Origin of the sequence: Agrobacterium deltaense RV3 (genome assembly GCF_900013505.1) — a bacterium.
GTDB classification, from domain to species: Bacteria; Pseudomonadota; Alphaproteobacteria; order Rhizobiales; family Rhizobiaceae; genus Agrobacterium; species Agrobacterium leguminum.
Map to the genome: position 1 here is coordinate 80,111 of NZ_LT009747.1, position 26,949 is coordinate 107,059.

25 protein-coding genes and 3 pseudogenes are annotated in these 26,949 nt (G+C 59.5%); 11 read left to right on the forward strand and 17 right to left on the reverse strand.

Annotated elements, in window-relative coordinates:
- Nucleotides 1-4: 4 nt before the first annotated feature.
- The 4 genes from AGR7B_RS24045 to AGR7B_RS24055 all read right to left on the reverse strand — a co-directional run bounded on the left by AGR7B_RS24045 (nucleotide 5) and on the right by AGR7B_RS24055 (nucleotide 2,685).
- Nucleotides 5-613, reverse strand: a complete 609-nt coding sequence (locus AGR7B_RS24045; RefSeq protein ID WP_342587599.1) for an alpha/beta hydrolase family protein — start codon at nucleotides 611-613, stop codon at nucleotides 5-7.
- A gap of 6 nt (nucleotides 614-619) precedes the next feature.
- On the reverse strand, nucleotides 620-817 hold the full coding sequence (locus AGR7B_RS26340) for a hypothetical protein (RefSeq protein ID WP_245317759.1): 198 nt from the start codon (nucleotides 815-817) through the stop codon (nucleotides 620-622).
- A gap of 373 nt (nucleotides 818-1,190) precedes the next feature.
- Nucleotides 1,191-1,667 (reverse strand): NUDIX hydrolase, encoded by a 477-nt coding sequence (locus AGR7B_RS24050; RefSeq protein WP_080858282.1) that lies wholly within the window; start codon nucleotides 1,665-1,667, stop codon nucleotides 1,191-1,193.
- A gap of 103 nt (nucleotides 1,668-1,770) precedes the next feature.
- Entirely contained in the window at nucleotides 1,771-2,685 is a 915-nt protein-coding gene (locus AGR7B_RS24055; RefSeq protein WP_080858474.1) for a nucleotidyltransferase and HEPN domain-containing protein, read from the reverse strand.
- Nucleotides 2,686-2,943: 258 nt separating this feature from the next.
- Between AGR7B_RS24055 and AGR7B_RS24060 the strand changes: the two genes are divergently transcribed.
- Nucleotides 2,944-3,864, forward strand: coding sequence for a LysR family transcriptional regulator (locus tag AGR7B_RS24060; RefSeq protein WP_080858283.1), 921 nt, complete (start codon nucleotides 2,944-2,946; stop codon nucleotides 3,862-3,864).
- A gap of 77 nt (nucleotides 3,865-3,941) precedes the next feature.
- Here AGR7B_RS24060 and AGR7B_RS24065 read toward each other — a convergent pair.
- Nucleotides 3,942-4,364: pseudogene (locus AGR7B_RS24065) on the reverse strand (PIN domain-containing protein).
- Nucleotides 4,361-4,618 (reverse strand): FitA-like ribbon-helix-helix domain-containing protein, encoded by a 258-nt coding sequence (locus tag AGR7B_RS24070; RefSeq protein ID WP_080858284.1) that lies wholly within the window; start codon nucleotides 4,616-4,618, stop codon nucleotides 4,361-4,363. The pseudogene AGR7B_RS24065 and the gene AGR7B_RS24070 overlap by 4 nt, the downstream one beginning before the upstream one ends.
- Before the next feature lie 272 nt (nucleotides 4,619-4,890).
- Between AGR7B_RS24070 and AGR7B_RS24075 the strand changes: the two genes are divergently transcribed.
- Nucleotides 4,891-5,205 carry a helix-turn-helix domain-containing protein gene (locus tag AGR7B_RS24075; RefSeq protein WP_080858285.1) on the forward strand — a complete coding sequence of 105 codons (315 nt, stop codon included), beginning with the start codon at nucleotides 4,891-4,893 and terminating at the stop codon, nucleotides 5,203-5,205.
- A 432-nt stretch (nucleotides 5,206-5,637) separates the two neighbouring features.
- The gene (gene rctB, locus AGR7B_RS24080; protein WP_080858286.1) at nucleotides 5,638-5,985 is read left to right on the forward strand and encodes an SMa0974 family conjugal transfer regulator; all 348 of its coding nucleotides are present in this window, start codon (nucleotides 5,638-5,640) and stop codon (nucleotides 5,983-5,985) included.
- 208 nt (nucleotides 5,986-6,193) lie between these two features.
- Here the strand turns inward: rctB and traA are convergent, their stop codons facing one another.
- A complete protein-coding gene (gene traA / locus AGR7B_RS24085; RefSeq protein WP_080858287.1) occupies nucleotides 6,194-10,831 on the reverse strand; it encodes a Ti-type conjugative transfer relaxase TraA in 4,638 nt (1,545 codons plus the stop codon).
- A gap of 223 nt (nucleotides 10,832-11,054) precedes the next feature.
- Here traA and AGR7B_RS24090 point away from each other — a divergent pair, with 223 nt between their 5' ends.
- The 5 genes from AGR7B_RS24090 to AGR7B_RS24110 all read left to right on the forward strand — a co-directional run bounded on the left by AGR7B_RS24090 (nucleotide 11,055) and on the right by AGR7B_RS24110 (nucleotide 15,116).
- Nucleotides 11,055-11,342 carry a TraC family protein gene (locus tag AGR7B_RS24090; protein ID WP_080858288.1) on the forward strand — a complete coding sequence of 96 codons (288 nt, stop codon included), beginning with the start codon at nucleotides 11,055-11,057 and terminating at the stop codon, nucleotides 11,340-11,342.
- A complete protein-coding gene (locus AGR7B_RS24095; RefSeq protein WP_080858289.1) occupies nucleotides 11,332-11,571 on the forward strand; it encodes a conjugal transfer protein TraD in 240 nt (79 codons plus the stop codon). The genes AGR7B_RS24090 and AGR7B_RS24095 overlap by 11 nt, the downstream gene beginning before the upstream one ends.
- Nucleotides 11,562-13,481, forward strand: a complete 1,920-nt coding sequence (gene traG / locus AGR7B_RS24100) for a Ti-type conjugative transfer system protein TraG (RefSeq protein ID WP_080858290.1) — start codon at nucleotides 11,562-11,564, stop codon at nucleotides 13,479-13,481. The genes AGR7B_RS24095 and traG overlap by 10 nt, the downstream gene beginning before the upstream one ends.
- Nucleotides 13,482-13,775: 294 nt before the next feature.
- Entirely contained in the window at nucleotides 13,776-14,174 is a 399-nt protein-coding gene (locus tag AGR7B_RS26040) for a hypothetical protein (protein WP_162934261.1), read from the forward strand.
- Nucleotides 14,175-14,852: 678 nt separating this feature from the next.
- A complete protein-coding gene (locus AGR7B_RS24110) occupies nucleotides 14,853-15,116 on the forward strand; it encodes a WGR domain-containing protein (protein ID WP_080858291.1) in 264 nt (87 codons plus the stop codon).
- On the opposite strand, the gene AGR7B_RS24115 is transcribed toward AGR7B_RS24110, so the two are convergent.
- From AGR7B_RS24115 to AGR7B_RS24140, 6 genes and pseudogenes are all read right to left on the reverse strand, one after another.
- On the reverse strand, nucleotides 15,100-15,513 hold the full coding sequence (locus AGR7B_RS24115; protein ID WP_080858292.1) for a hypothetical protein: 414 nt from the start codon (nucleotides 15,511-15,513) through the stop codon (nucleotides 15,100-15,102). The genes AGR7B_RS24110 and AGR7B_RS24115 overlap by 17 nt on opposite strands.
- A complete protein-coding gene (locus AGR7B_RS24120; RefSeq protein ID WP_080858293.1) occupies nucleotides 15,510-15,779 on the reverse strand; it encodes a type II toxin-antitoxin system prevent-host-death family antitoxin in 270 nt (89 codons plus the stop codon). Before AGR7B_RS24120 ends, AGR7B_RS24115 begins: the two co-directional genes overlap by 4 nt.
- Nucleotides 15,780-15,906: 127 nt before the next feature.
- Nucleotides 15,907-16,071, reverse strand: a complete 165-nt coding sequence (locus AGR7B_RS26045) for a hypothetical protein (protein WP_162854308.1) — start codon at nucleotides 16,069-16,071, stop codon at nucleotides 15,907-15,909.
- Nucleotides 16,072-16,417: 346 nt separating this feature from the next.
- Nucleotides 16,418-16,741 (reverse strand): DUF736 domain-containing protein, encoded by a 324-nt coding sequence (locus AGR7B_RS24125; RefSeq protein ID WP_080855056.1) that lies wholly within the window; start codon nucleotides 16,739-16,741, stop codon nucleotides 16,418-16,420.
- A 619-nt stretch (nucleotides 16,742-17,360) separates the two neighbouring features.
- Nucleotides 17,361-17,758, reverse strand: a pseudogene (locus AGR7B_RS24135) (type II toxin-antitoxin system VapC family toxin).
- Complete coding sequence (locus tag AGR7B_RS24140) at nucleotides 17,755-18,021, reverse strand: type II toxin-antitoxin system Phd/YefM family antitoxin (protein ID WP_080858294.1); 267 nt, start codon at nucleotides 18,019-18,021, stop codon at nucleotides 17,755-17,757. Before AGR7B_RS24140 ends, AGR7B_RS24135 begins: the two are co-directional and overlap by 4 nt.
- A gap of 246 nt (nucleotides 18,022-18,267) precedes the next feature.
- On the opposite strand from AGR7B_RS24140, the gene AGR7B_RS24145 reads away from it, so the two are divergent.
- The 3 genes and pseudogenes from AGR7B_RS24145 to AGR7B_RS26345 form a co-directional block, all read left to right on the forward strand.
- Nucleotides 18,268-18,528 (forward strand): type II toxin-antitoxin system ParD family antitoxin, encoded by a 261-nt coding sequence (locus AGR7B_RS24145; protein ID WP_080858295.1) that lies wholly within the window; start codon nucleotides 18,268-18,270, stop codon nucleotides 18,526-18,528.
- Nucleotides 18,525-18,821: a type II toxin-antitoxin system RelE/ParE family toxin gene (locus AGR7B_RS24150; protein ID WP_080858296.1), complete on the forward strand. Its 297-nt coding sequence runs from the start codon at nucleotides 18,525-18,527 to the stop codon at nucleotides 18,819-18,821. The genes AGR7B_RS24145 and AGR7B_RS24150 overlap by 4 nt, the downstream gene beginning before the upstream one ends.
- Nucleotides 18,822-19,052: 231 nt before the next feature.
- Nucleotides 19,053-19,256, forward strand: a pseudogene (locus tag AGR7B_RS26345) (PIN domain-containing protein); the annotation flags it as partial.
- 5 nt (nucleotides 19,257-19,261) lie between these two features.
- Here the strand turns inward: AGR7B_RS26345 and AGR7B_RS24160 are convergent.
- The 4 genes from AGR7B_RS24160 to AGR7B_RS24180 form a co-directional block, all read right to left on the reverse strand.
- On the reverse strand, nucleotides 19,262-19,978 hold the full coding sequence (locus AGR7B_RS24160; protein ID WP_162934262.1) for a hypothetical protein: 717 nt from the start codon (nucleotides 19,976-19,978) through the stop codon (nucleotides 19,262-19,264).
- 177 nt (nucleotides 19,979-20,155) lie between these two features.
- Complete coding sequence (locus AGR7B_RS24165; protein WP_080858298.1) at nucleotides 20,156-21,097, reverse strand: DUF2493 domain-containing protein; 942 nt, start codon at nucleotides 21,095-21,097, stop codon at nucleotides 20,156-20,158.
- 328 nt (nucleotides 21,098-21,425) lie between these two features.
- A complete protein-coding gene (locus AGR7B_RS24175) occupies nucleotides 21,426-22,487 on the reverse strand; it encodes a DUF7146 domain-containing protein (RefSeq protein WP_080858300.1) in 1,062 nt (353 codons plus the stop codon).
- Nucleotides 22,484-26,947, reverse strand: a complete 4,464-nt coding sequence (locus tag AGR7B_RS24180; RefSeq protein WP_080858301.1) for a strawberry notch family protein — start codon at nucleotides 26,945-26,947, stop codon at nucleotides 22,484-22,486. Before AGR7B_RS24180 ends, AGR7B_RS24175 begins: the two co-directional genes overlap by 4 nt.
- Nucleotides 26,948-26,949: the final 2 nt, after the last annotated feature.

Sequence of the window (26,949 nt, forward strand, 5' to 3'; positions counted from 1 at the left end):
AACTCTAACCAAAAACGGTCCAGTTTGAAGGGTTCAGATCAGCGTCAACAAGTCTATCCAAGGTCTCAACCCCAGAAGCCGTGTTGAACGCATGACCCATGGGATACTCCCAGATAACGTTCTCGCCGGGATGAGCCGCAGCGAACTTCGCGGCTGTTCCCACGGGTATTGTATCGTCAAGCGTGCCCTCCGCAATAAACGCGGGCCCTGCGAATTGAGATAGACCACCCAGAGGATCAAAAGTTGAAACGTCTAGGAAGAACTGATGACCTAGTGTGACGGACGCCCCCCAAGGCAATGTAAGCTTTGTTGCTCTCTCGCTGCTCAAACCTTGCAGATAGGCGTCCTGGCCAATCAATCGGGGAAAAGATACACTCGGTTCTCCTACAGCGGCCCAAAGCGCCACCCCGAACGGCCGATTAGTTTTCCCCGCTGCTACTGCAGCCACTAGTCCACCTTGGCTCCAACCCAGTAAGATGACTTTGCCATTCCCCAGATTCGGCTGAGCGGCGATGAACTCCATGGCGGCTAGACAGTCATCAACCTGCGTCGAGTAACTTGTTTCTTCGACCGAGCCGCCACTGTCGCCCCAGCCACGAAAATCTATTCGCAGAGAAGACTATCGAAGATCAGCCAACCTCGCCGCGACATGTTCGAAAATACCAATCCCAACCGACGGTATAACAAGTTCATTCCGGGTGCCGGCAAAGCCATGAAGGAGCAGAAAAACAGGGTTTTCGTGGGAATTCGCGTCGCGAACAGTTCCAATGATCGTCTGCGCGTCGGATTTGAATGAGACTGTTTTATCAAATGCCATTGAATTCATCCTCGGGGGTTTTATGCGAGGAGCCGGCAAGAGCACCCCGCATATCGGCGGGGTCTTGATGAATCAGTTAACTACTGCTCAACACAATGACACCACCCGAAGGCAGTGCCGGTAATCCTCTGTAAAGACGCTTTTTATACATGGCATCACCATCTGTTCCAAAGCTTGGAATGTCAATAAATCGCGCTGCTAACCAGCCTGCCCACCGAAACCCGATAGCCCCCTTCCCACCCCCAGAGAGAAATCCGGCCGATGCAGGCAAGCGGCAGCTTTCGGGAAATTTTAGTGATGACTGAACAACCAAAATGACGGCAGAGCGGCAAACACCTCTGGGCTCTAAGCGGACCTTGAGCGTCGCAGAAATTTAAATTTTCCGCGATGCCTCATGGATGAGAAGATGCCGAATAGGCTCCCGATTCACGAATTCTGCCTCTACATGTTTTAAGACATGTCGCTGCCCTGCGAACGGCACCATTTCTGTCGCCTCCGCGAATGATACCCACTGAAATTCACTGTGTTCGTCATTGAGAAAAACTGGCCGCTCGGCATCCACAATACCGACGAAGACGGGCAGCATACTGATGACATTGCGATCAACCTCATAAAATTGTTCCGATATATCTGCGGAATAGAGAAAGTCGCAGATGAGGCCCGTCTCTTCACTGACCTCTCGTAACGCAGTTTCCCAAGCCTTTTCGCCGTCCTCGATGCCGCCGACTACCTGGCACCACTCACCAATCAACGTGTGATTTCTGCGTAAAAGCAGCACCTCATGTCGAACAGTTCTTTTGCGGATGACGACGACCGATACAGCAACACAACGGATTGGAATTTCGATCATCAGCCTTCTCCACCAAAGTGATCCGTTGGATTTGTCAGTCTATAGAATATAAGGTCGGCAATCGCGCCCAACGTCAGATATGGCGGCGCGAAGCAGCCTGGCCTCAATTGCCGTTCTTCACCGCCTGCTGCAGTTTCCCGATATGCTCCCTGCATAGCGCCTCGATCAGAACATGAAGCTCTGCCGTCCGCTCCTGGAGCCATGCAAGTGCTTCCTCGTTGATCTCGAAGTGCTTCGAATATCGCGCCTTGACATACGCTTCATTGAGAATGTTGTACCATGCGGTAAACCGCTGCTGGTCGCGTGGCCAGATGTCGACGAGCCTGCGATCACGATCCTCCGAAAGTCCGCGCAGGAATTTGAGGTTGTGCGAGGCTGGAGAGTAATTGGTCAGCGTCAGGAGATAGCAGGAGTAGGCCGTCTCCACCGACTGATGGAGATTGAAAGTCGCGAGATTGAGATTTTCTTCCCGAACGAAAAATTTTGAACCTTTAAGAAAATCGACCGCATTCCTAAACTGCTTTTCAAAATGCTCCTCCGCCACCCTCAGCGCATCGGCAGGGCTGAGTGGTTTCGGTTCAGCCAGCGGCCGGTCATCGAATTCGTAGAGGACGACACCTTCACGAGCGAGATCGACGAAGAAGTACTGGCCGTCACGCAAAAAATTGCTGATCTCGCGGGCGCCATGCACGATGAGACCGACGGGTGTCTCGATCTCCTTGTCCCACATCAGCCGATCGGTTGCCTTGTCCCAGTATTTTGGGTCGGCCAGTTCCTTGTTGCTGACAATGACAAGGATATCGAAATCCGAACGGTACCCTTTCGACGTATGCGGCTCATCCACCCATGTACCGCGGGCATAAGAACCGAACAGGATGATTTTATAAATCCGCCCATCCTTCTTGGCCTCGGACTTCGAGCGCTCGACAATGCCGGCGAACTCTTCATGGATGATCCGTACGACCTTTTCCAGTTCGCGCTGCTTTGCCTGCGGAAGATGTCCGATATCCGATTTCATCGCCTTCACCATCGATTCTTCTGAAAGAACACTCTAGCCGTGACACATTCACCGTGGCTACTCCACATTCTCACAGTTGCGGTCACGAATTTGATGCCTTTTCAATCCGATAGTATGCCGACCTTGAGCTATCGTGGCAATCATTAATCGCGTTTATTTATCAATACTGCATCTGGACCGAAGTGACCTAAGGCACTATTCTTCGGCAGATGAGAGGCATGATGGCATCGAGAGACCTCTCCGGCAGAAGGAACGGTAATGGATTTGCGCCAAATGAGCACGTTCGTGGCCGTGGCAGAGGAACTGCATTTCGGGCGCGCTTCCATCCGGCTCAACCTCGCCCAGCCAGCGGTCACGGCTCAGGTCCAGGCCATCGAAAAGGAGCTGGGTGTTCCGCTTCTCATACGCTCCACACGCCGTGTTCAGTTGACACCCGCAGGCTCTGTTTTTTACGAGCGCTGTGTCCGGCTTCTTCGCGATGTCGATGAAAGCTGCGCGGTCGTCCAGGCGATTGCGGGCAAGGCAGCCACCAAGATCACAATCGGCACCATCCACCCAGCGACCTTCGGCCTGTTGCCTGATTTCCTCGCAAGGATCGGTCGACGCTACCCGGATATTCGCATTCATATACGCAATGGCACAACGGAATCCATTGTGCGCGACATCGAGCGTGGTCAGGTCAATGTCGGCTTTGTTCGGCCATTGGAGAACAACGGCGCGTTAAGATGGCAAGCCATTACCGAGGAGCGATATCTACTGGCCGTATCAAAAGACAACCCTCTTTCTGAGGCATCAAATATTACGCTGGACGACTTGCGCCGCCAGAAGATCATTTCCTTCTCACGCTCGAACCTGTCTTACACCGAGCGGTATTTCCTCGATACGTTTCGCGAACACGCTCTTTCCGACCGAATCGCCTACACCTGCGATGATACGCTTTCACTGATCGCACTCGTTTCAGCAGGCGTGGGCGTCGGCTTCGTTCCCGAATGGGCAGCAAACCTTCCGAATAGGAACTTTCGGCTGAAGCAGGTCGAGGAGATCGACCTGCGCATTGGACTTGGGCTGGCCTGGAGCAGTCAGGACCCGACAGCCAATCGTGATGACGTTATCGACATCGGGCGACAGCTCGCCACCCAGATTGCAAAAGCGGCCGTTCGCAAACACCACCGCAACTAAGGGTCGTCAAACGCCTCTTCCCTTTGAAATGCGCACAAATCTTTCGGGAGATGGCCAGCCTGCAGTGGTGCGCATCATTACACGACATTCCAGGGATTGATGACCCTCAGGCCAGCGGCTTCGAACGGACTGGTGTCTCGCGTGGCAACTATCAGGCCGCGCACGGCGGCCGCGGCGGCGATATAGCCATCTGCCTTGCCTATGGCCCTACCGGCTTCCTTCACCCGTGCCATCAGTTAAGCATAGGCTTGGGAGGCATCAAGGTCGAAGGATAGAATTCGTCCGGTGAAAACTGGCAGAACCTCCCGTTCCAAACGATCCTGATAAATAGTACGTCGCTTGCCTTCCGGCATCGTTGTTAGGCCGAATCGTAATTCGGCGATGGTAATCGTGGACAGATAAAGGGTCTCGACCATTTGTGAGTCGATCCAGGTCAGCACGCTGGAATCTGACTCAACCTTCCACAGTTCGGAAATCGCGTTGGTATCGACAACGATCATTCAAAACTCAACGGGTCGGCCGGGGTTTTATCACGAAGCTGGTTAAAGAATTCCGATTCTGCGCCTGTCAATCCTTCGGCATCGCAGGCAATCGACGTCAGCAGCGTGCCGAGCTTCAAACGCCCCTGTGGCCTGGCGGCTTGCTCCAGAATAGTGTGTATTTCAGCTTCAGCGCTACGACCGTGCATGGCGGCCCCAACGCGGATGGCGCGGTACACCTCGTCCGGGACATTTCGTATCGTGATGGACGGCATAACTCGATATCCTTAAAACGTGAGGGCTTTGCCGGTGCGATGGGTAAATAGAAAATCATCGTCGGCTAACCGCGTTGCTCCCTGTTATTTCATTCCCGACACGAGGATGCGACTAGGCAAAATAGACCCTTATAGGGGTTTTATAATTCGCACTATGCGGTTATGAAACCCCTATAAGGAACCAAAAGGGCCTAACAATCGAAACCTTCTGACAAGGCGAGTGGCGTTTCACCACAATCGCAACGAACGCGGAAGGAGCCCACGGATAAGCCATGCCCAGGATGAAGCAGCTTACACGCGAAGAAATCCGGCTTCAGCGGCAACATATTCGAGAACGTGCGGCCACGGCAGAGCTCAGGCTGCCCGAAGCGGTTCTAGATATAAGAAAATCACTTGGGCTGACCCAGGAAAAATTTGCCGAACTCACCGGTGTCACGAAACGGCAGATCGCCGAGATTGAGACCGGAAAGGCAAATCCGACCGTCGATACACTCCACAAGATTGGGAAACTCTTCGGTTTCACGCTTGGCTTCGTTCCCAAAGACACCAATGGACCATCGGCTCCTCCGCCAAAAATCAAAATGTAAGAGGAACAACACCGACGATTTTTAGTCTTGGCGCCCCTTGTCTCACCGTCATTATTTGCGCCCGCCACTGGAGAAGAGATTTTGCACGGACGTTCGTCAGAATCTCTATCAGGACCACGTACTACGTACTCAAACCGCCACCGCAACACCATCATATGTGGGTACCGCTTTGAGGGTATTTCATGCTGCAGGGAGCAGATGCATCCTGCCATCCGCGCCAGGTTGGTGATTATCATGCGTCTGCTCATCTGAAAGCATTGATATGATGAGGTGCGTGCGTGTCCGAGAGCGGTTGGAAACAAGCGCGTCAAAGTCAAACACCCGTACCCAATAAAAGAAACCTTCCTGCGCCTGAGTTGGCCACACACGATCCGTGAGCCCGTAACGTTTCCTGTCCGTACTGAAAAACGGTTCAGCAGATAGAGGACACAAATGTATAAAAACGTTGCCGAAACCTTCGTTGCCTTGGAGCAGCCACCGAGCGTGGTCGAAGAATTCTGCTCGCAGAGCCTCAATTTCTGCCTATCGATCATCACCCATGAAACCGACAGGCTTCTGCAGTTCGAGGATGGCCATGCGACCATCCGAATAACCGACAACGGTCTTATTTTTCGCGTTTCCGCGCGCGATCTCGTTACGTTTTACGGCATTCGCACACTGATTGAGGGCAGCCTCACTAAATTCACGTCTGGTTCCGTAAAATCAATAGAATGGCTGAATACGAAAAACACTCCGTTTTTTGACGACCATCAGCAACGGCCCCATGGCACAGCAGGATAAAAGCCCATCGCTCTGCGGGTTCAGAAGAAAGATTTGAGGAATGAGGCAGCCACTTATCCCTGTGGGGGTAAACAAGGTCACAATTCCAGAGCCCTCCTCCTAAGTCTTGCATACCAGCTCGATCGATTCTCGAACGAACGCTGATTGATAGCCCGCAAAAAAGTCCCCGGCTCAAGATGCCCCCAATCCTTTCGTCCCTTCCAAATCGCTATCGAGTGAAGCCACACGTGCGATCGATGGCCTGCCGCTGGCGTTCAGCAATAATCTGCTGACTACTTGTCGTTCTTACCACCTGCTGCAGGATCAGCAGACGCTCGCGCATTGCTTCGAAGGCGCGGCGTTGCGCCGGTGAGACGCGATTGACGACATCCTTCTCGCCACGCAGGATGGCGTTCCTGCCGAAACGCTCGTCGAGCGCCCGGCTGACGGCGGCAAACTCCCTGATGATGCGCGGGTCGAGCGAGCGCGCAGCGACATCCCGCCTGATGTTCTCTCCCTTGTCCTTCTTTTGCTTTCTGACATCCGCCACCAATGTCCGGAGCGCATCCTCGGCCGCCTGTGACAGACCGGGAACGACGACCACCATGCGCCGGCGCTCCTCGGTGACGGCTCGAGTCTCCGTATCCAGGGCAATGGCCCACGACGCACCGAGCGAACGCACGCGGCTGGCGGCTTCCGGAACAGCCTGAACCGCCTCCTTTCGTTCGCGACCGGCGGCGAGCATCCTGTCCATCATGCGGTCGGAGCCACGAAGCACACCATAGGCGGCAGGATCGTTGCTGACCGCCGCGGCGATCCGCTCGCCGGCAAAGCCTTTTCCGACAAGCTCCTCGATCTTTGCGACCGCACCTGCAGGGTCGCGCCAGATGAGCGCCGCGGTATCGGCAAGCGCGGCACGATGGTGACGATAATGCGCGACCGCGCCAGCCCGGATGCGCGCTTCGTCTTCAACCGGCGTCTTGAACTCGGTCACGGCGGCGAGCATCGGCAGCATGGGTATCGCTTCCTGCCCGACCTCGACGCTCGCGCCGGCAACGATCTTCGAACGGTCCTGTTTTTCGGCCAAATGCTGTTCCTCTGAAAATCGCCTGACGACGGTGAACAGGCGGAGGAGTTTCTCCCGGCGTTCCGGTGCGAGATCCTCCGGCATGCGCTCGGCCATGTTGCGCTCGGCAACCGCATCGGCTTTCGTGGTGAAGGCACTCCGGCCGAAGCGTGCGGTCAGGGCGTCGGTGACGGCCTTGACCTCCTGGACCAATTGGCGGTCCTCGACAGCATAGGCGAAAGCGGTCTTGTAGGCATCGCCCCCGCCCCGTTCGCGGATCTCTTCGATTTCGACAAGGCGCGCCATTGCCGGCTTCGACAGCATCGGGATCGACAGAGACATATGCGCGCGTCGTTGCTCCTCGCGGATACCGAAGCGCTCAGCCTGCCGGCGGAATTCCGTCGCATGGGCGCGGGCCATCGGCACCAATTCCGACAGCGCGGCGGTGGCCGTCTTGCGCTCGTCACGAGCGGCACGGCCGTCGACCATAAGGTCGGAGCCCCGGAGGCGCCCAAGCCTGTCAGGCGCTGCGGCCAGGTCGTCTGCAAGTTTACGCGGTTCGTTGGTCGCGTCCGAAGCCAACGCATTCAAACGGGCAAGCGCAGCATCCGGATCACGATAGATTTTTTCCAGCACCGGCCCAAGGATCGCATCCCGCTCCTTCCATCGCTCCGAAGCAAGTTGCGCGCGTCGCGCATCCTCATCGACGCCTCGGGCGAACCTAGTTGTGGGCGGGATCAGATATTGTCCGGTTGTCGGGATTTCCGGTGCCGGGATTTCGGTGCGGTCTTCATTGTACGCGATACGCCGTTCGCGCTCGATCGCGAAACCGAGCGCAACGCTCGCCCTCTCCCAGAGCTTCGCCACCTGCCCCCGCTTTTCCGCAATCCACGCCAGCCGCCCCGAAACGCCCTCTCCTATCCCGGCCGCGATCCCGGCAAGCGTATCAATGCCACGCCGCCGTGCAAAATCTTCCGCGTGCCCCCGGTAACCCTCCTCACTTTCGAAATCGAGTGTCGTGGTCTTGGCGCCAGACCGGCCAAGACGGTCGACAAGCTGACTGAACAGTTCCGGCCGATGGCTCTCCTGTTCGATGCGCTGCTCGCGGGCATCGGCAGTTTCCTTCAATTCCGCGGTCCAGATATTGCGCTCGACCTCCCGCTCCTCGGCTCGCTTCTCGCCAGTCTGCTCATCGACGACGGTCACCTTGACCTTAACCCTCTCGACGCCATCCTTGCGTAGCGTGACGGTATCACCCTCCGAAATACCGCCCTCCTCCAGCGCCTTTGGCAGGCTGACACCCCAGAGCCGATGGACAACACCGTCGTCGGTTTTCACATCGGCATAGGGGCTTTCTTTCGCGTCCTCGTCCTGCGGCCGGAATTTTGCCTCGCCGGTTTCGACCAATTCGCCGGTGACACCGGCCGCGTGATCGGCACGTGGCTTTCGTCCCCATTCCGGCCTCAGTTCAAAATCCTCGCGCGCTGCATAGAGAGTTGCCTGATCACGATGGCGCGTCATCGACACATAGGTCAGATGCTGGTCCATCATGCCTGTGGCGAGAACGAATGTCCGGTCGACGGTAGCGCCCTGCGACTTGTGGATCGTCGCAGCGTAGCCGTGATCGACATTGCGATAGCTGCTCTCGCTGATCACGACGTCCCGGCCATTGTCGAGACGGATCGAGAGCAATGGTCCACCGCGTTTGTCACCGGTGGAAACGACCGTGCCGAGCATGCCGTTCTTCACATATTGCGGACCGAGATGGCGCGCACGCGGTTCAAGGAAACGAGCGTTTTCCAGGAAGATGATCCGGTCGCCGGCGGCAAACTCGCGAACTCCGCGCGCCGTCTGGAACGCGCGGGCGCCGGTCAGCGCGCCCTCCTCTATCATCACCTTGCGCAGGGATTCATTGAGACGTTTCACGTCCTCATTGGTATGCGCCAGCACGAGCAGTTCGTCGCCGCGAAGCCGGGGCGCATCTCCTCTATCGGTGGTATTCTGAAGGAGGTTCCGTCTGGCATCGGTCCAATCCGCGACGATGCGTTCGACGATTTCCGCGCGTGTTTCGGCTTCGGTAATGCGACCCTGCTGCGCATAGGCGTCGAGACCATCCCTGACATTGCCGCGCGCGAAGAGACGGGAGGCATCGCGCGCCCATTCCTGCCGCTGACGACGCACACCGGCAAGTTCGGCAAAACCGATTCGATCACTGATCGCCCGAAACGCCGCTCCCGCCTGGATCGGCTGCAACTGCATGGCGTCGCCGACCAGAACGACCTTGGCGCCAGCATCTTCGGCAACCTTCAGCAACCGCCCCATCTGTTGCGAAGAGATCATTCCGGCTTCGTCGATCACAAACACGTTCCCGCGTTCGAGCAGGTCCCGGCCGCTGGCCCATGCCAATTCCAGGGAGGCAAGCGTCCGCGACCTGATACCGGAACTATCCTCCAGCCCCTCCGCCGCCTTGCCGGCCAGTGCCGCACCAATCACCCGGCGGCCTTCGCTTTCCCAGGCAACGCGGGCTGCGGCAAGCAATGTCGACTTGCCCGCGCCAGCCAAACCGACAACGGCAGCAATGCCACTGTCGCCGGTGACATGACGGACCGCATCAACCTGCTGGGGACCAAGGCGAAAGGGCTTTTGCGGATCCTCTGTCTCGACCTTCCTGATCGCCGCAGCGACAGCATCCGCCGAGACAGCAAAACCCGGACGCTTCGACAAGACATTCGCCGACCGCGCCATGTCGTACTCGATGCGCAAAATTTCGCGGGTGGTGAAGACTGCAGGCTCCGCCGCCTTGCCGGTTTCGGCGTCGATCTGCTGCGGCTTCAGCAGCACGAGATCATCGGACGCCATCAGTCGCGCCCGGATATTCGCGAAATCGACGGGATCGTCGACATAGCGATGCAGCGCCCTGGCGATATCCCTCTCATCGAAGGTGGACCGTTCGTTGGCGAGCTGCTTCAGCAAAAGCTCCGGATTGGCCAGCAGCCGGTCGGCCATCTCCTGCCGACGCGCAAGATCGCCGGGAGCAAAATACATCTCGATCCCCTTGCGGGCGAGCGCTGCCTTTTCCGGCCCGAGATGCGTTTGCGCGATGCCGTCGAGGCCCTGCTCGGCATAGGAACGACCATCGAGGCGGATCTCGTGGCAGGCGAGCGCCAGATGCCGGTTGGCCGTATCCGCCCAGGCGATCTTCCACGTCTTCATGGTCTCCTTGTCGCCGGCCCAGAGCTTGTAGACGATCTTGCCGTTCGGACGGTCGGGCGTGACAACGCGCAAAGGTTCGCCATCCTCGCCGAGGACCGGCACCTTTTTCGGCCCAAACCCCTCCTCGGTCAGAGGCCGCAGCGCCGTCATCAGGTGGATATGCGGATTGCCGTCCTTGTCGTGAAACACCCAATCGGCGACCATGCCTTTCGACGTAAAATTGTCCGCCACGAATTCGCGAACGAGTGCGATGTTTTCGGCCCGCGTCAGCTCTTCCGGCAATGCGATGATCAGCTCGCGAGCGAGCTGCGCGTCCGCCCGCTTCTCGAAGACATCGACCGCATTCCACAGAGCCTCACTGGCACCGGCGACAGATTTTCCGTCGATCGCACTTTTCAGCCAGGCCGGGATCTGATCCGGCAGCGCCAGCTCTTCGTGCACCAGTTCGGACGCCCCGCCTCTGTAGCTGAAGGAGGTGCCGACCTGTTCGTCCATCATCCGGGCACGATGACGATAGGCGGCGGCCGAGACGATGCTGCGTCCCGCTCCCCTTCCGATCACCTGCGCCCTGACGAACATGATCGCCATCGTCGTCTCCAGACCTTCCAAGCACGTCGCGCGAGCGACGTATATTGCGCCCTCAAACTGATCGGACCGAAGGGCCGATGCCGCTTTTCCGGAAGACGGCCCAGCTAAGAATTCCGGCGTCGACGTTTTTGGGGACTTGTGCAAGGTAGCTTATTTTACTATCTTATTCTAGTCAGTATAAACGATAAGTCCCAAGATTGTCGCGACGGAGAAGGATACGTAGATGGCCTCAAAATCATCCATTCTGGATATCGATGCGCAGATCGAGAAGCTGCGTGAACGCAGGCGTTCTCTGATAGTTAAATCCGCCGAGCGCTTCGCCCGGGCTGCCACGAAGGCGGGTCTGGCGGAGATGGAGATCGCTGACGAGGAGGTCGATCGCATTTTTGAGGACATCGCCGCGCGATTTCGCAAAGAGGAAAAGAAAGGCTCTGATGGCGCAGCCGCTCCGGCACGTCGACCGGCAGATAGTGAGACTGGAACGCCGGAGGCGGTTTCAAATGACGGCTGACCGCAAACAGGGGGCAAGAGAGAAATTCCTGCTCGGCGGCATTGTCGTCAAGGCAGGCCTGTCGAAGGCCGACCGGGCCTTCTTGCTCGGTGGTCTACTTGAGCTCGCGCGCGTGACAACAGGCTCTCCCGAACACCGGCGGCTTCGCGATATTGGCGAAGAGGCATTCAAGGCCCCAGAACTCAAGGGCGAGACCGCGCGCGCCGGGGAGATGCTGGAATGGAATTGAAGGGAAAACTGCATCCTAGCCTGTTGCTCGTCTTCGTGCCGATCGTTGTCACGGCGATCTCAGTCTATATCGTCGGCTGGCGGTGGAAGGGATTGGCGACCGGCATGTCCGGCAAAACGGCATATTGGTTTCTGCGTGCCACTCCGTTACCGGCGCTTCTGTTCGGGCCGCTCGCCGGCCTGTTGACGGTCTCGGCCTTGCCCATGCACCGCCGGCGACCGATCGCCATGGTGAGCCTCCTGTGCTTTCTCGGCGTTGTCGGCTTTTACGCCTTGCGGGAATACGGGCGCCTCGCGCCGTCCGTCGGGCGCGGTGTCGTGAGCTGGGACTATGCACTTTCCTATCTCGACATGGTTGCCGTGGTCGGAGCCTTGTGCGGCTTCATGGCGGTTGCAGCCTCGGCCCGCATTTCCACCGTCGTTCCCGAACAGGTCAAGCGGGCGCGGCGCGCGACCTTCGGCGATGCGGACTGGCTTTCGATGTCTGCCGCCGGAAAACTCTTTCCGGCAGACGGCGAGATCGTCGTCGGCGAGCGCTACCGTGTCGACAAGGAAATCGTCCATGAGCTGCCTTTCGATCCGAACGATCGCTCAACCTGGGGACAAGGCGGCAAAGCCCCGCTCCTCACCTACAACCAAGATTTCGATTCCACCCATATGCTCTTCTTCGCCGGATCGGGCGGATACAAGACGACCAGCAATGTCGTGCCGACGGCGCTGCGCTATACCGGGCCGCTGATCTGCCTCGATCCCTCGACCGAAGTCGCACCGATGGTCGTCGAACACCGCACCCGCGTACTCGGCCGTGAGGTCATGGTGCTCGACCCGACCAATCCGATCATGGGCTTCAACGTGCTCGACGGCATCGAGACATCGAAACAGAAGGAAGAGGACATCGTCGGCGTCGCCCAGATGCTGCTGTCGGAGAGCGTTCGCTTCGAAAGCTCGACCGGCTCCTACTTCCAGAGTCAGGCGCACAATCTGCTGACGGGATTGCTCGCCCACGTCATGCTGTCGCCGGATTATACTGGGCGGCGAAACCTGCGCAGCCTGCGCCAGATCGTATCCGAACCAGAGCCGTCGGTGCTGGCGATGCTGCGTGACATTCAGGAGCATTCCGCGTCCGCCTTCATCCGCGAGACGCTCGGCGTCTTCACCAACATGACCGAGCAGACGTTCTCGGGCGTCTACTCGACGGCGTCGAAGGACACCCAATGGCTGTCGCTCGACAACTATGCGGCGCTGGTCTGCGGCAATGCCTTCAAATCGAGTGATATCATCACCGGTAAAAAGGATGTGTTCTTGAATATCCCGGCATCAATCCTGCGGTCCTATCCAGGCATCGGCCGGGTGATTATCGGCGCTCTGATCAATGCGATGATCCAAGCCGATGGCGGATTCAAGCGGCGGGCACTGTTCATGCTCGATGAGGTCGACCTGCTCGGCTACATGCGCCTTCTCGAAGAGGCGCGCGACCGCGGCCGCAAATACGGGATTTCGATGATGCTCATGTACCAGTCCGTCGGCCAGCTTGAGCGGCATTTCGGAAAAGACGGGGCCACGTCATGGATCGACGGATGCGCTTTTGCGAGCTACGCGGCGATCAAGGCGCTCGACACGGCGCGCAACGTCTCGGCGCAATGCGGCGAGATGACGGTCGAGGTAAAGGGAAGCTCCCGCAATATCGGCTGGGACATGAAGAACAGCGCGTCGCGCAAATCGGAGAATGTGAATTTCCAGCGTCGGCCGCTGATCATGCCGCACGAGATCACCCAGTCGATGCGCAAGGACGAGCAGATCATCATCGTGCAGGGGCATAGCCCCATCCGCTGCGGTCGCGCGATCTACTTCCGGCGAAAGGACATGGATGCGGCCGCCAAGGCCAATCGTTTCGTCAAGCTCGGCCCGTAAATGCTCAGGCATGCTCGGCGGCGGGCACTCCGGGAGTTTCGGAATAGCAGACTGTTTTATTTCCGCCAGTTCAGCCATTCGAAGGGACTGAGAGAAGGATACTGCAGAGAGATGCTGCCCGGCCGCGAGACCCGTGGAGGCACCCTGTACAAACGGCCAAGCCTGCCTTTAAAGAATTTGAACAAGAAAGGATTTTGACGGAACTCGCATTTACCTTTGCCGGTCTGCTGGCAATTGCAATCACGCTTTATCTGCTTCTGTCTCAGTGAGGAAAGCATCTTCGGTGACAGGTGAATGCCTGATCTTCAGCGTGCTGGTTTGCTTGATTGCCGCCCTTTGGTGCGTGATCTACGAGCCGGATTTTTGGGTGCTGATCCAAGCCGGCGCACTTATCGTCGTAGCGACAATCACTGGTATTTTATCCTCGCCAAAAAAGTGATCCACAAGGCGGTCACCTCGGGCGCCGACGATAGCGTTCGAAGGGATCCTCGGCCCCAGGCGGGTGATCCAGTCGACAAAGAGCGTGTAACCGAGCGCAAGCGCGACGAAGCCAAGCCCCATCAGGCCAAATGCCCAGAACGGCATTCCACGGGCAGCTTCGGGATGCGCAGGACGACGATCGACATTGGCAGCATGACGATCGCTGCGAGCAGCATCATTCCAGTGAAGGGGCGAAACATGCAGAGCACATAAAAGGCCAGATACCATGTGCTGTAGAGCAGCCCCCAACGACGACGCCTGGAATGGCAAAGGGCAACCTCACCGCGAACCATACGATACGCCCAAGGGGATTTGGGTGTGGCTCCTCAACGACCGGGTGGATGAGGAAGGTTCAGCGGTCATCGATGCGCCTCTTGTTGCAAACAGCCCGGCAAGCGCCCGGCGGAACGTGGCGGCAAGATTTACTTTCTTTTTTTCGCGAGTCTAACTCCAGCACAAACGCAGTGCAAGGATCAGCGTGTACCGAACACGCTCTGTCCGCATGACGAGAGAAAGAAAGCAGTCATATTTTGACCCAGAGGGTCAGGGGTCGCGGAGCGACCGCCGGCGAGCGGGAAAGCCGATTTTCTGGCACCGCCCTTTTTTCTTTTTTTGGGGGGTGGCGACGGAGCTGCAAACGGTCCAGTTGCCTACTGGTCCGTATTATACCGCGAGAGGATCGTCACGCGGATGCGCGGAGACCGCGTGCGGGCTCCGGGAGCGCCCCTTCGGGCGTGAGTAGAGCCGCGCCCCGCAAGGGGTCTCGCCCAACCCTTCTTGACCGAAGGCACCGGATCGAACCCACCAATCATCACCGCAATGAATCGGTCGGGGCGGATCGATTCAAAGAAGTCGTTGGACGGGTCTCCCAAAGGAAGCGAGACTCCGGCCATGGAAAATAAGGATACGGGAACAATTCATCTTCGCCGCATCGATCCGTCACAGAACATGCGGCGTTTCTATGTGCTCGCGATCCAGCCGACGCTATTTGGCGGCGTATCGGTCATCCGCAACTGGGGTCGGATCGGCACGAACGGCCAGTCGAAGATCGAAACCTTCGGCGGAGAGGATGAGGCGTGGCAGGCATTTGGACGCCTTGCCCGGACGAAACGCCGCCGCGGTTATCGCAGTGCCGATCCTACCGAAAGCGACTGATCTCCGTGAGGGCTTTGCGCCGGGCGATGAACTCGCGCAGCAGCGGCAGGAAGAAGGCCCTGCTGAAACGTCCGATCGGCGGTTCCGGCTCCAGATAGAAGGACTTCCCGATCCGGTCACTGTTGAATTCGTCGAGAATGATCCAGAGGCGCCGGTCAGCGTCGAGACCGGCACGGCGCTTCTCGATGTCGGGAATTTCGGCCGCGAACCGCGATTGTTCCGGCTCTTTGGTCGTGATCGGAAAGAAAAGCGCAAGATCGCCCTCCGGGCGAGCGATACGCACTCCGACGGCGACAGGCCGGTCCTTGCGCCCTTCGGTTTCACCCGCCCGCGCCTGCCGCGCCCATAAGTAAGGGTAGCGGAGAACGGTTGCGGTCTGGATGTCGTCGTAGCTCATGGCCGCCCCTTCTCGTCCTCCAGCGCATAGGACTCGACTGCCTCATGAAACTCATCGAACAGGCTTTCGGACATTGTCTCGATCGTGCCAACGTCACGAACATCCGACTGGCGCATCAGCCGCTCGTAGTCGTCGATGTTGAGCAACACGAGACGCGGCTTATTGCGCTGGGTGATGGTAACGGGGTGGCGCAGTGCTTCAGCGATGATGTCGCCGGACTTGCGCGACAGGTCACTGGTCGAATAGGAACCACTGGAACGGGGCATGGTGATCTCCTGTCATTGTTGTAATTGCTGTAATTTACAGCATTCACAGCGTTTGCGCAAATGTCGGTATTTGAAAGCGCCGCCGCACCACCAACGTTTTCCGCGAAAGTGAACACAGAATGCCGCCCTAAAAGGGCGGCTCGTTCTTGAGGAAGGCTGCCTGCGCGGCCCAGAGCATCTCACGCTCTGCCAGTGCCTTTGCCAGTTCCTTCTCGATCCAGCGGCGCTCGTTGCGATGGACGGCGTTTCGCAGCTCAGCGCGCAGTTCCTCGATGTGCTGATCGATCGACATTGGTCATCTCCTTGATGTTTGTGAAAGACGCCGCCCGCGGTCATGGCGGGCCGGAGGTGTCAAGGAGCGCGGAACGCGACCGCCGGAGGCGGCGAGTGGGGGAGCCGATTTTCTGACGCGGTCCCGCAGGGGCTGCGGCTGAAAATTGGGGGAACCGCTCGTCCTTGAGGCATTCGGGTCGCCATGGCACCCTTGGATGGACTGAGCAGACAAAGTTTGGTTTGTTTGGCACCGAAGAGGAGCGGAAGCGGGCTCGATGCCCGCTTCCGCTCCAATGACCACGGGAACCGGTCAGCGCCAAAATGCCGAAGCCGGCCCCGATCGCTCGGGGCGGGCTACTTGCCGCTCAGTTCGGGTTGTTCCAGAGGATCACCTTCTTCGCCGGATCGCCGCCGGGTGCCTGAGCGAGATTGCCGAAGATCACCCCGATCTCGGGCGCCTCCAGCTTCACCGAGAGGTATTCCTCGCCGGTCTGACGGGCGATGCGGTTCCAGCCTGCGCCGATCTCGAAGCCGGTCCGGCGGTGGATGACGCGGAAGTCGGGCGCTTCCTCGCTTGCCTTCTGGGCGTTCGGGACGATGGCGATCGGTGCGTTGACCCGGATAGTGGCGAAAACGCCTTCGAGGCTGCCGTCGGTCTTCTGTGTCAGGGTTGCGATCGTGGTGGCCATGGTATTGTCTCCTTCGGTTGCTCGGGACCATTCCCGATGGCGCACGAAGAGACGGCCGCCTGCTGCGGTCAGCTCGCCAGAAAATTTTGCAAAATTGTATTTTCTGCCAAGACAAGAAACCGAAATAGAATTTTGCAAAAATTTCGGGCGAGTCTTACCCCTTCAGGGGTTGGCCGCAAAAGCAGGCGGTCGTCTATACGAGCGACATACAACGGGAATGGTTCGGGGCAACCGAAGGGCAACAAACCATCATGGCTACCCGGTCCGGCGCTGTGCGATACCGCCGCACCCCTCGCGTGCGCGCCTTCGCCACTATCCGCTTCAACGCCACCTCCTGGCGACTGCTCCCGATTCAAAAGACATGCGATGAGGCTCCCACCTCGCCATGCCTTCGGGGGCGGAACGATCGGCACCGCGACCGTCTTGCCCCTTGCCGACCGTGCGGCAACATCTGGTGGCGCTGCGCGCGCCCGATATCCGATGCGCGATCTTTGCCAGCTTGCCCGGTTATCGCTCGTTCATCCGGACAGTAAGCTCTCTGGCACGCTGCCTACCGGCAAGCCAGCAGTACCGAGCGAACTGGAGCGGCTTCATCGACGGTGCCCAGGCCCGTCGGAGATCACAAAGCGACAGGATCCGAGCAAGTCACTAACGGAATGCCGTAAAGCGGAACATTCCGATTCTGCGAAACGAAATGCGCCTCCGCTGCCACGGCCTAGGCCATGAGGAGATGATCGAAGGGATCGCGGCGATGAAACGGAAGAGCAGCAAGAGCGATAAGATGCGCATCCGTGATATCCAGCCGATCGGAACCGTGTTTCGGCAGGATCGCAAGAATCTCTTCTATATCGGCATCGAGCTTGCCGATCCGCAGCTTCACGGTGATTTCCCAAAGGGAAACCGAGCTGACGAGGACGTCATTCTCAGGATCCCGATAAGGCTACGCGTATGGTTTCCCCGCTTTTCATTGTCGTTCAGCCACCACAACAAGTCATGCGTATCGAGAAGTAGCCTCACGCCTCGTCTTCTATCGAGGCCAGAACGTCCGCTGGCAGGGTGTCGAAGTCTTCGGCGACTTTAATCTTCCCGCGCAACGCGCCGGGCTTGCGAACGATAATATCCTTTGATGGCGGCCCGATTTCCGCGACGACCTTATGATGGGAGGTGAGAACAAACCGCTGACCATCCTCGACCTGTTTCAAGAAGGACGTCAGGTTGCCGCGAAACTCACGCACACCGACACGACGGAGGGAAGATGTCTGTTGCCGGGATTGAGGCATAACAAGGCTCCATTTGAGCAAGAAATGTGTACACAAATCACCGGAAATGCAAGACTTGAGGGCACATTATGTGCAGGACATGACGCTTTACCCGACCCCTGCCAACCACCCTCCTATGACATTCCCGGCACGTCATGTTCGCCAGTCACTTCGAAGTGAATCCAAAAGAGGACATAGAGGCTTTTAGTTGATAATAGTTGATAATCGGACTATGATGGGACTATTGTGACCGATGGAGAAATTCACATGATCAGCGCTGACCTTGGCAAGCAGCTTGAAAACTACGTCCAGAAGCTCGTTGACTCGGGCCGGTACGGCTCGAAGAGCGAAGTTCTGCGCGAAGGCGTGCGGCTCGTTCAAGATCGAGAGACGCACCTTGCCGCACTCGACGCTTCCATCATGCGGGGCATTGCAGATGCCGACGCTGGCCGTACACACGCCGCAGAAGATGTTTTTGACGGGTTGCGTGAGCGGTACAAAGCCATGCTTCCGGACACGGGCGAATGAAGGTCCGTTTTACGACTGAAGCGAAGGCGGATTTGCAGCAGATCGGTGACTATATCGCGAAGGACAATCCATCCCGTGCGTTGTCATTCATTGATGAGCTGGAACAGAAATGCCTGACGATTGCGGCCTCGACAAAAGCCTTTCCCTTGGTACCTCGATATGAACAGCACGGCATTCGCCGCAGGGTCCATGGCAGTTACCTGATTTTCTATCGAGTGGAAGCTGAACAGGTGGTCATCGTCCACGTTCTACATGGATCAATGGACTATGCCGCAATACTCTTTGAAAGCTAAGGCTGGTGCCCGAAGAATTCAATCGGCAAAATTTGCCGGACCAACCGCCGGAAGTCGAGCGTGATGAAGCGTGGTCATCCCTGCAAGCAGCGATGACGCGCGGCGTGAGCGACGATTTCATGGAAGGTGGGCGCGAGCAGCGAAAACCACAGGACCGGCCGGAGCCTTAATACGGTGTTTCCGTGATCTCATATCGTCTCGACACGAATCGGTCATTGCGCCGCTTGGCCGCCGATCAGCGATTTCGATCAACGGGACGCTTTTGTCACGGGGGAAATCCGGGCGGCGCTCGCCGCAAAGGAAACGCCTATCGGCCCCTACGACGTCTTGATAGCAGGTTAGGCCAAGGCCCGTGGCCTGATGCTCGTTACCAACAATCTCGTTGAGTTCGATCGCGTAGACGGACTGCGCGTTGGAGACCGGTCGACTGAATGAAGCCGTCAACGGAGAGAGCTTAACCAGCGTCCTATTCTGTGTGCCCTGTTCGCGAAATCCGGCTTGATGCCCTCGGCAAAGAGCAGAAACATCGCGTCGATCACAACAAACAAGACCGCGATAGCGCTCAGAATAACGGTCATCCATCCGAGAGCGATAATAATCGCAAAAGCAGGCTGTCCGAGTGCCGATCCCCATAGATCGGTATTGCCAACAATCAAGCGGAAGGCGAGAAGGATCAGCACGAAAGGCGTTGCCCCCACCGCGAGAAGCAGGACCTCGATGCATCGGAGCGACGGCGAGACAGCGCTATGCATCATCTGCCACGGAAAACGGAAGCGTATTGATGATGCCGGATTCTCGAACCGAGTCTCAAGATACCTGCGCTTGAGTTCGGGCAGAGCCGATATGAACTTGCCGATCAACACCGCAGCTATGCTCGCACCACGGTTATAGCGGCCGTCCGGCGAGGTCGTCAGGGCAATTACTGAGCGAAGAATACTCGCCAGTACAAGAACCCACATGCCGACCGTTGCCGTAGTCGCCAGCCAGAGTGGACTTTCCTGCCGATTGAAAACGAGCGCGAAATTAACACACCCAAGAGCGCCCAGCACGACGGCTGTGCGGAATGGAAACATGACGAATATCTCCGCTCGACGAAGAGACGAGTGTCGCTGTTCAAACGATGAAACAGAGTTCGGCATGGCACCCTCGTCAGTCATACGATATCCTGATCGAACTATAACATCCGCAGGTGCTACATCAACCATACCTGATGCCTTCAGGGGCAACGTCGACCTTCCTTGCGCGCGATAAGTCGACAGCACCGGGCCACACGATGGCCCGGGAATATTTCAGAGGCCGCTGCGAATGGGCCGTGCGGCCTCCGAAGGGACCGTTTACGCACCGTCTCCGCCGAAGCGCCAGACCGGGATGCCGAACCGGCGGGCCTTGTCGGCAAGATTGTCGGTAATCCCGGAACCGGGAAAGACGATCACACCCGCCGGCATGACCGAGAGCATGGCATCGTTGCGGCGGAACGGGGCCGCCTTGGCGTGTTTCATCCAGTCCGGCTTGAAGGCGATTTGCGTCACCTTGCGGGCTTCGGCCCAGCTAGCGGCGATGCGCTCTGCTCCCTTCGGCGAACCGCCATGCATCAAGACCAGATCGGGATACTTGGCATGGGCCTTGTCGAGTGCGGCCCAAATCCGCTCATGATCGTTGTAATCCATGCCGCCGCCAACAGCGATCCTGGTCCCGGTCGGGATCAGCACATCGGTCTCGGCGCGCCGGCGGGCGGAAAGAAAATCTCGGGAGTCGATCATCGCCGCGGTCATGTTGGCGTGGCTGACCTTGGAGCCTGTGCGCGGGCGCCAAGTCGATCCAGTCTGCGCCTCGAACAGGTCGGCGGCAACATCGCGCATGAACTCGAAGGCGTTGCGGCGCTCCAGAAGGGTGATGCCTTCGGCGATATGGCGTTCGAGTTCGACGCTCTTGACTTCCGATCCATCCTGTTCGCGCTGGCCGGTACGCTGCGCATCTTCGTTGCGTTGAAGCTCACGCTGGATGCGCTCGCCGGCGCGGTGGAAGAGGTTGGGAACCGACCAGAGCAGGTCTTCGAGATCGGGTTCCAGCCGCGTGTCGCCGAGCATCTCGTAGAGAGCGTCGAAGATCGCGGTTAGTGCCGACTGGACAACCGGCTCTTCGGGAAGCGGTCGCGGGTCCGGCTCGTCCTGGAAGCGGCGATGGCCATAGAGCTGCATCTCGTAGATGAAGCGGTCGGTTGGGGAGGATGCGTGGTGCGGCTCGAAAGTGTCGTCGTTGGGAAGGATGAGGGTCATGATGGTCTCCGTCGGTTTGGGTCACGCCTCTCGCGGCCTGACGGCGATCCCTGTCCATGCGGAGGCGGGCCGGAACCGCGGCGCTCTGCGCCGCGGCCCAGCGAAGCGCCGGGCGGAGGAGGAAAGGGTTCTTGCCCCGCGAGGAATGACGGGCCGCCGTGCGGCCAGTCAGGGGAAGAACCCTGCCCGACCCGCTGAAGGCCCGCCCGCCGCATGGTAAGGGTCGCCTCCCGGCAGGCCCGCAGGCGCGCCCATCCGGGCGGCGACCGACAGGGCACCGGCCTTCCCAACCACGCCGCCGCGCCCTCGCCTCCCCATCATGGCCCGATCACGCGGACAGGAAGACCTGGGCATCTTCCGGGGCGAGCTGAGCACGCAGATTGACGATCAGCCGGTCCGGTCCGAGTTGGCGCAGGTCCTCGTTGAAATCGCCGAGCTGCGGGGTGAGCACGAGCGGCAGGATGCCGAGCGCCTGCGCCTGGCGGCTCAATCCCTCGATGCCGTGCCGGCCGGCGGCATCCGCGTCGGCGGCAATGTAGAGGCGCTCGCACCCGTCCGGTGGCCGGAAAGCGGCAAGGTGATTGGCGGTCAATGCCGAGACCATCGGCATGTCGGGCATCACAGCGATGAGCGAAAGAATGCTTTCGAGGCCTTCGCCGGCGACCATCACCGGCACGGGGACATGAAACGGAAAGCGGAAGCGCACGGCATTCCCGAGCAGGCCGCCAAGCGCGCGCCGGGGCGTGTCCACCTGCGCCTTGCCAATGCTGCCCGGATCGAGCCCTGAGCGATCGAGATAGGTGCGATGCACGCCGGTGATCGTTCCGAAGCGATCGGTGACGGCTGCGATCAGCGCCGGGTAACTGCTGGTCCTTCCCGTCACAAGATTGCGATAGTAGCACGATGGATGAAACCGGAGCGCGGGATGCAGAGCCGCCCGCAAGATGCCGCGCTGACGCAGATAGCTGTCAGCCAGCGTGCCGGCAAGCGGCTGCGTCATCCGAAACAGGCTCTGCGCGCGCTCGGTTGCCGGTCTGTCGACCGGCGGATCGGCATGGGCGTCGCCCCTGTGGGGCGCCGCCAGGGCGGGTTGGGAAAGACTGAGGAACCGCCGCGCCTCATCGGCCACGTCGCGGAAATCGACCAGCCCGCAGGTTTCCCGCACGAGATCGAGCAGATCGCCATATTGAGCCGTCGCCGCATCGACCCACTTTCCCTTGCGAGGGCCGGAGAGATGGACATAGAGCGACTTGCCCTTGCTGTTAGCGACATCGCCAACGACCCAGTAATTGCCGGCCCTTCGACCGGCGGAGAGATAATGACGGCAGACCGCCTCGGCGTCCTGCGCGAGACGTTCCGCCATTTCGGACGCGGACAACATGGCGATCATCCCCGACCGGCGACGTCGACGATGCGATGCCGCTCTATGAGGCGGGAAAGGACCGCCGGTCCCTCATCTGACGTAGGGACGAAAAACCGGACCTTCCAGGCGATCATCTCGGAGAACAGGCCCATGGATCGCAGCCTGTCGCGCATGCCGTCGGCAAAGCCGGTGAGTTCGACACGATAATCGTTCATCACCCGCACCCGCCTGAGCGTCATGTTGCCGTCAAGCGCGACCACAGAGAAGCCGCCGAGTAGCGACTGCCAGACTTCAGCAGCGGTGACGACCTCCGTCTGGTCGAGCCCGAAGTTGCGGCAAAGCCGCGTCAGGCCCTCCGGGGAGACCAGACGTCCGACGATACGCTCTCCCTCATCGGTCTGGAGACGATAGACCCGGCAATAATCCTGCGGCAGCAGTTTCCAGATCGGCAGCAGGAGACCCGAGACCACATGTATGGTCGATATGGAGAATTCGGCGAGACTGGCGACTTCCGCTTCCCATGCGGCCGAGAAGTTCTGTTCGTCCGCCTCTTCCCAGTTCGTTTCCACGAGCTGGCGCATTTCGAAGCGGATCTCGTCCATCGGCCGGATAAGCGCGACACGCGGCTGGATGGAACCGTCGTCGAGCATGACCGATCGGGTCGGAACCTGCACCGCCGGGCGGCCAGACTTGCCGTTGATCATCAGAACAGCGTGCGGATCGCGCGCAGCAAGCTTCAAAGCATCGGCAAGCAGCATCGGCCTGTTGCGATCCATACGCTCGATGGTCAGCAGATGCGACTGCGCGCCGGTGACCGGATGGGTATAGACCAGCCGCCGGTCCTTCACTGTCATCCGGTCGGCCGTCAGCGTCTCGAGCCCCTTGTCGTAGACACCGGCGGCGATCGCACCCTCGATGCGGGCCGCCAGCAATTGTTCGAACGCATCGAACAGCAGGTTCTGCATGGCGATGGTGAGCGCGAGCATACGGTTCAGGAACGTATGGATCGGCGGCAGCTCGTCCTTCAGGCCGCCCTCTTCCGCCGTCAGCGACAGGCCGGTGATCGCCTCGAATTTTTCCAGCGAGCAGCCTTCGATACCGCCGGCATGAACGAGCTTGTAAAACTGCCGCAGCGCATCGCGCGCGTACTGCGATTCGAGGTTGTCCTCGCTCCTGAACATCCCCTGCCCGCCGGTTTGGCGTTGCCCGCGCGTGATCGCCCCGAGCGTGTCGAGACGCCGGGCGATGGTCGAGAGGAAGCGTCGCTCAGCCTTCACATTGGTGGCGACCATCCGGAATCGCGGAGGCTGCGCCTGGTTGGTGCGATGGCTGCGACCAAGCCCCTGAATGGCGACGTCTGCCCGCCAGCCGGCTTCAAGCAGATTGTGCAGACGCAATCGCTGGTTCTTCGCGCCGAGATCGGCATGGTAGGAGCGCCCCGTGCCGCCGGCTTCGGAGAAGATCAGGATCGGCTTCTCGTCGTCCATGAAGGCGCGGGTCTCGTCGAGATTGGCGCCGCCCGGCCGGCTTTCGATGGCGAAGCGGTCGAGCGCTCCGCCATCATCGCGTCGGACGATGCGGCGCATGCGACCTGTGATCTCGGCCACATGTTCCGTACCAAATCGCTGGACGATCTGGTCGAGCGCAGTCGGGATCGCCGGCAGGCTGCCGAGCCGTTCGAGCAGATCGTCACGGCGGATGATGGCTTCGCGGCACAGGACCGGATTGCCGTCGGCGTCATAGACCGGGCGCGACAGGAGATTGCCTTCGGCGTCGGAATATTCCTCGAACAACTGGGTCGGGAAGGAATGATTGAGGTATTCGGCGACGATCTCACGCGGCGTGACATCCACCTGAATGTCATGCCATTCCTCGGTCGGGATTTCGGCGAGGCGGCGCTCGATCAGGGACTGGCCGGTGGAAATGATCTGGACAATTGCAGCATGGCCTTCCGCCACATCCGCCTTGATCGCACTCATCAGCGCCGGCGTCTTCATCGACGTCAGGAGATGGTTGAAGAAGCGCTGCTTGGTGCTTTCGAAGGCCGAGCGCGCGGCCGCCTTTGCATTTTTGTTGAGGGTGCCGCCACTTGACGTGATGCCGGAAGCCTCCAGCGCTTGATCAAGATGATTGTGAATGACCTGGTACGCTTCGGCATAGGAGTCGTAGATGCGGACCTGCTCCTCGGTCAGTTCGTGTTCGAGAATGTCGTATTCGACACCTTCGAAGGACAGGGATCTGGAGGCATATAACCCCATGGCCTTCAGGTCGCGCGCAAGCACTTCCATCGTCGCCACGCCGCCGTCCTCGATTGCCGCGATGAACTCGGACCGGGTCGAGAAGGGGAAGTCCGCGCCGCCCCAGAGACCGAGGCGTTCGGCATAGGCGAGCGACTCGACCTCGGATGCGCCGGTCGCGGAAACGTAGACGACGCGGGCATCGGGAAGAGCACGCTGGAGGCGAAGACCGGCGCGCCCCTGCTGCGAGGCAGACTTCTCGCCGCGATCGGATTTGCCGCCTGCGGCGTTGGCCATCGCATGGCCTTCATCGAAGACGATGACGCCCTTGAAACCTTTTGCGTTCCCTGTCGTGGCTTCGCCGCTCTCCGTCTCTTGACCCAGCCAGTCGACGATCTGCTGCACGCGCGATCGCTTACCCTCGCGCTCGTCGGTACGCAATGTGGCGAAGGTGACGAACAGGATGCCTTCATCGAGCTTGATCGGCTTGCCCTGGCGGAAGCGTGACAATGGCGTGATCAGTAGCTTTTCCTGGCCGAGTGCTGACCAGTCACGCTGGGCATCTTCGATCAGGGTTTCGGATTTCGAGATCCACAGATGGCGGCGGCGACCCTTGAGCCAGTTGTCCAATATGATACCGGCAGCCTGTCGCCCTTTGCCGGCTCCCGTGCCGTCGCCGAGAAACCAGCCGCGACGAAGGCGGACAGCGCCTTCCGTCTCCGGGGTGACGGCCTGCAGATTGTCGAAACTGGCATCGACCGACCAATGGCCGGCAAGGTAGCCGGAATGGGCTTCGCCGGCATAGATCACGCTTTCGAGCTGGGCGTCGGAGAGATCCCCGCCAATGACGATGCTCTTCGGCAGATGCGGGCGATAGCTCGGTTTGGGCGGCGCGACCGAGGCCATGGCGACGGATTCGACCAGCTTGTCCGGGTGCGGTTTTGCGTCCGGTATGCGGATCGCCTGTAACCGGTAGGGCTCGTAGATGCCATCGGTGACATCGGCGCGGGCGTTTATCGTTCCGTCGCGCAATTCGTAGGAGAGCTCGACGACTTCATCGTCGATCCTGGATGCAGCCGAGGGGAGAGGCCGCCGCGCATGACCGGCTGAAGGGCGGTTTGCCGGGGCCATCACTGCCGCGGGACGCATGGTGCCGGCGGCTTTGCGGGCGGCCATCTTCGCCGCGCAGGCGCTTGAGGTTCCGTTGGACAGCGTGCCGATGGAATTCGGCGCGGTGGAGGGTGAGCGAGGCGGAAGGCCGGAGATCCAGGTGAGCAATGTTTCCAGATCGGGGGCCACACCCTGCGATGCAACGAGCTTTTCCGGATCGGCGGCAGCGATCTTGTCGATGACCGTCAGGCGGGTTTCCATCGTCGTCCCGTGGCGGGCATAGACGGAACCATCGATCGCAGCACTGAACAGAACCGTACCGCGGCCCTGAAGCCGGACGAAGGCGTCGCGCCATTTGGGATTGTCGGGAGAAAGGCTGGAACCGGTGATCGTCACCAGTCGGCCGCCGGGAGCAAGCCGCGCGAAGGCGGAGGCGAGATGACGCCATGCGGCCTCAGTCATGCGGCCTTCGACATGAACGCCGGCGGAAAACGGCGGGTTCATCAAAACGACGGTCGGTCGAACCGCGCGATCAAGATAGTCGTCGATATGCGCGGCATCGTGCTGCGTGGCCTGCGAACCCGGAAAGAGGCGTTCCAGAAGACCGTTGCGGAGCGGGGCATATTCGTTGAGCGCGAGGCGCGCGCGGGCGAGTTCCGCGAAGATCGCCATGAGCCCGGTGCCCGCCGACGGTTCCAGTACCATGTCGCCGGGTATGATGCCGGCTGCGCGGGCAGCGATATAGGCGAGCGGCATCGGCGTGGAAAACTGCTGGAGTTGCTGGCTTTCCTCGGAGCGCCGGGTGTGGGTCGGGACCAGGCCCGCGACCTTGGTCAACATGGTGAGCGCTGTCTGCGGCGCGTTCGCGCGGGCGGCAATCGCCGAACCGAACTTGCGCAGGAACAGGACCTGCGCGGCTTCCGCCGCTTCATAGGCGTCTTTCCAGGACCAGAAGCCTGCAGCATCCGAGCCGCCGAAGGCGTTCGTCAGGATGGTACGAAGATCGGCTGCGCCGATGGCATGGCCGCGTTCGAGAAACGGAAGAAGCTCATGGCTGGCGTTGAGAATACTGTCCGCACGGCTGGCGGAAACGCGCGAAGTGGCGACCGCGTTTGCGGCAGGGGTCGAGATCACGTTCATGG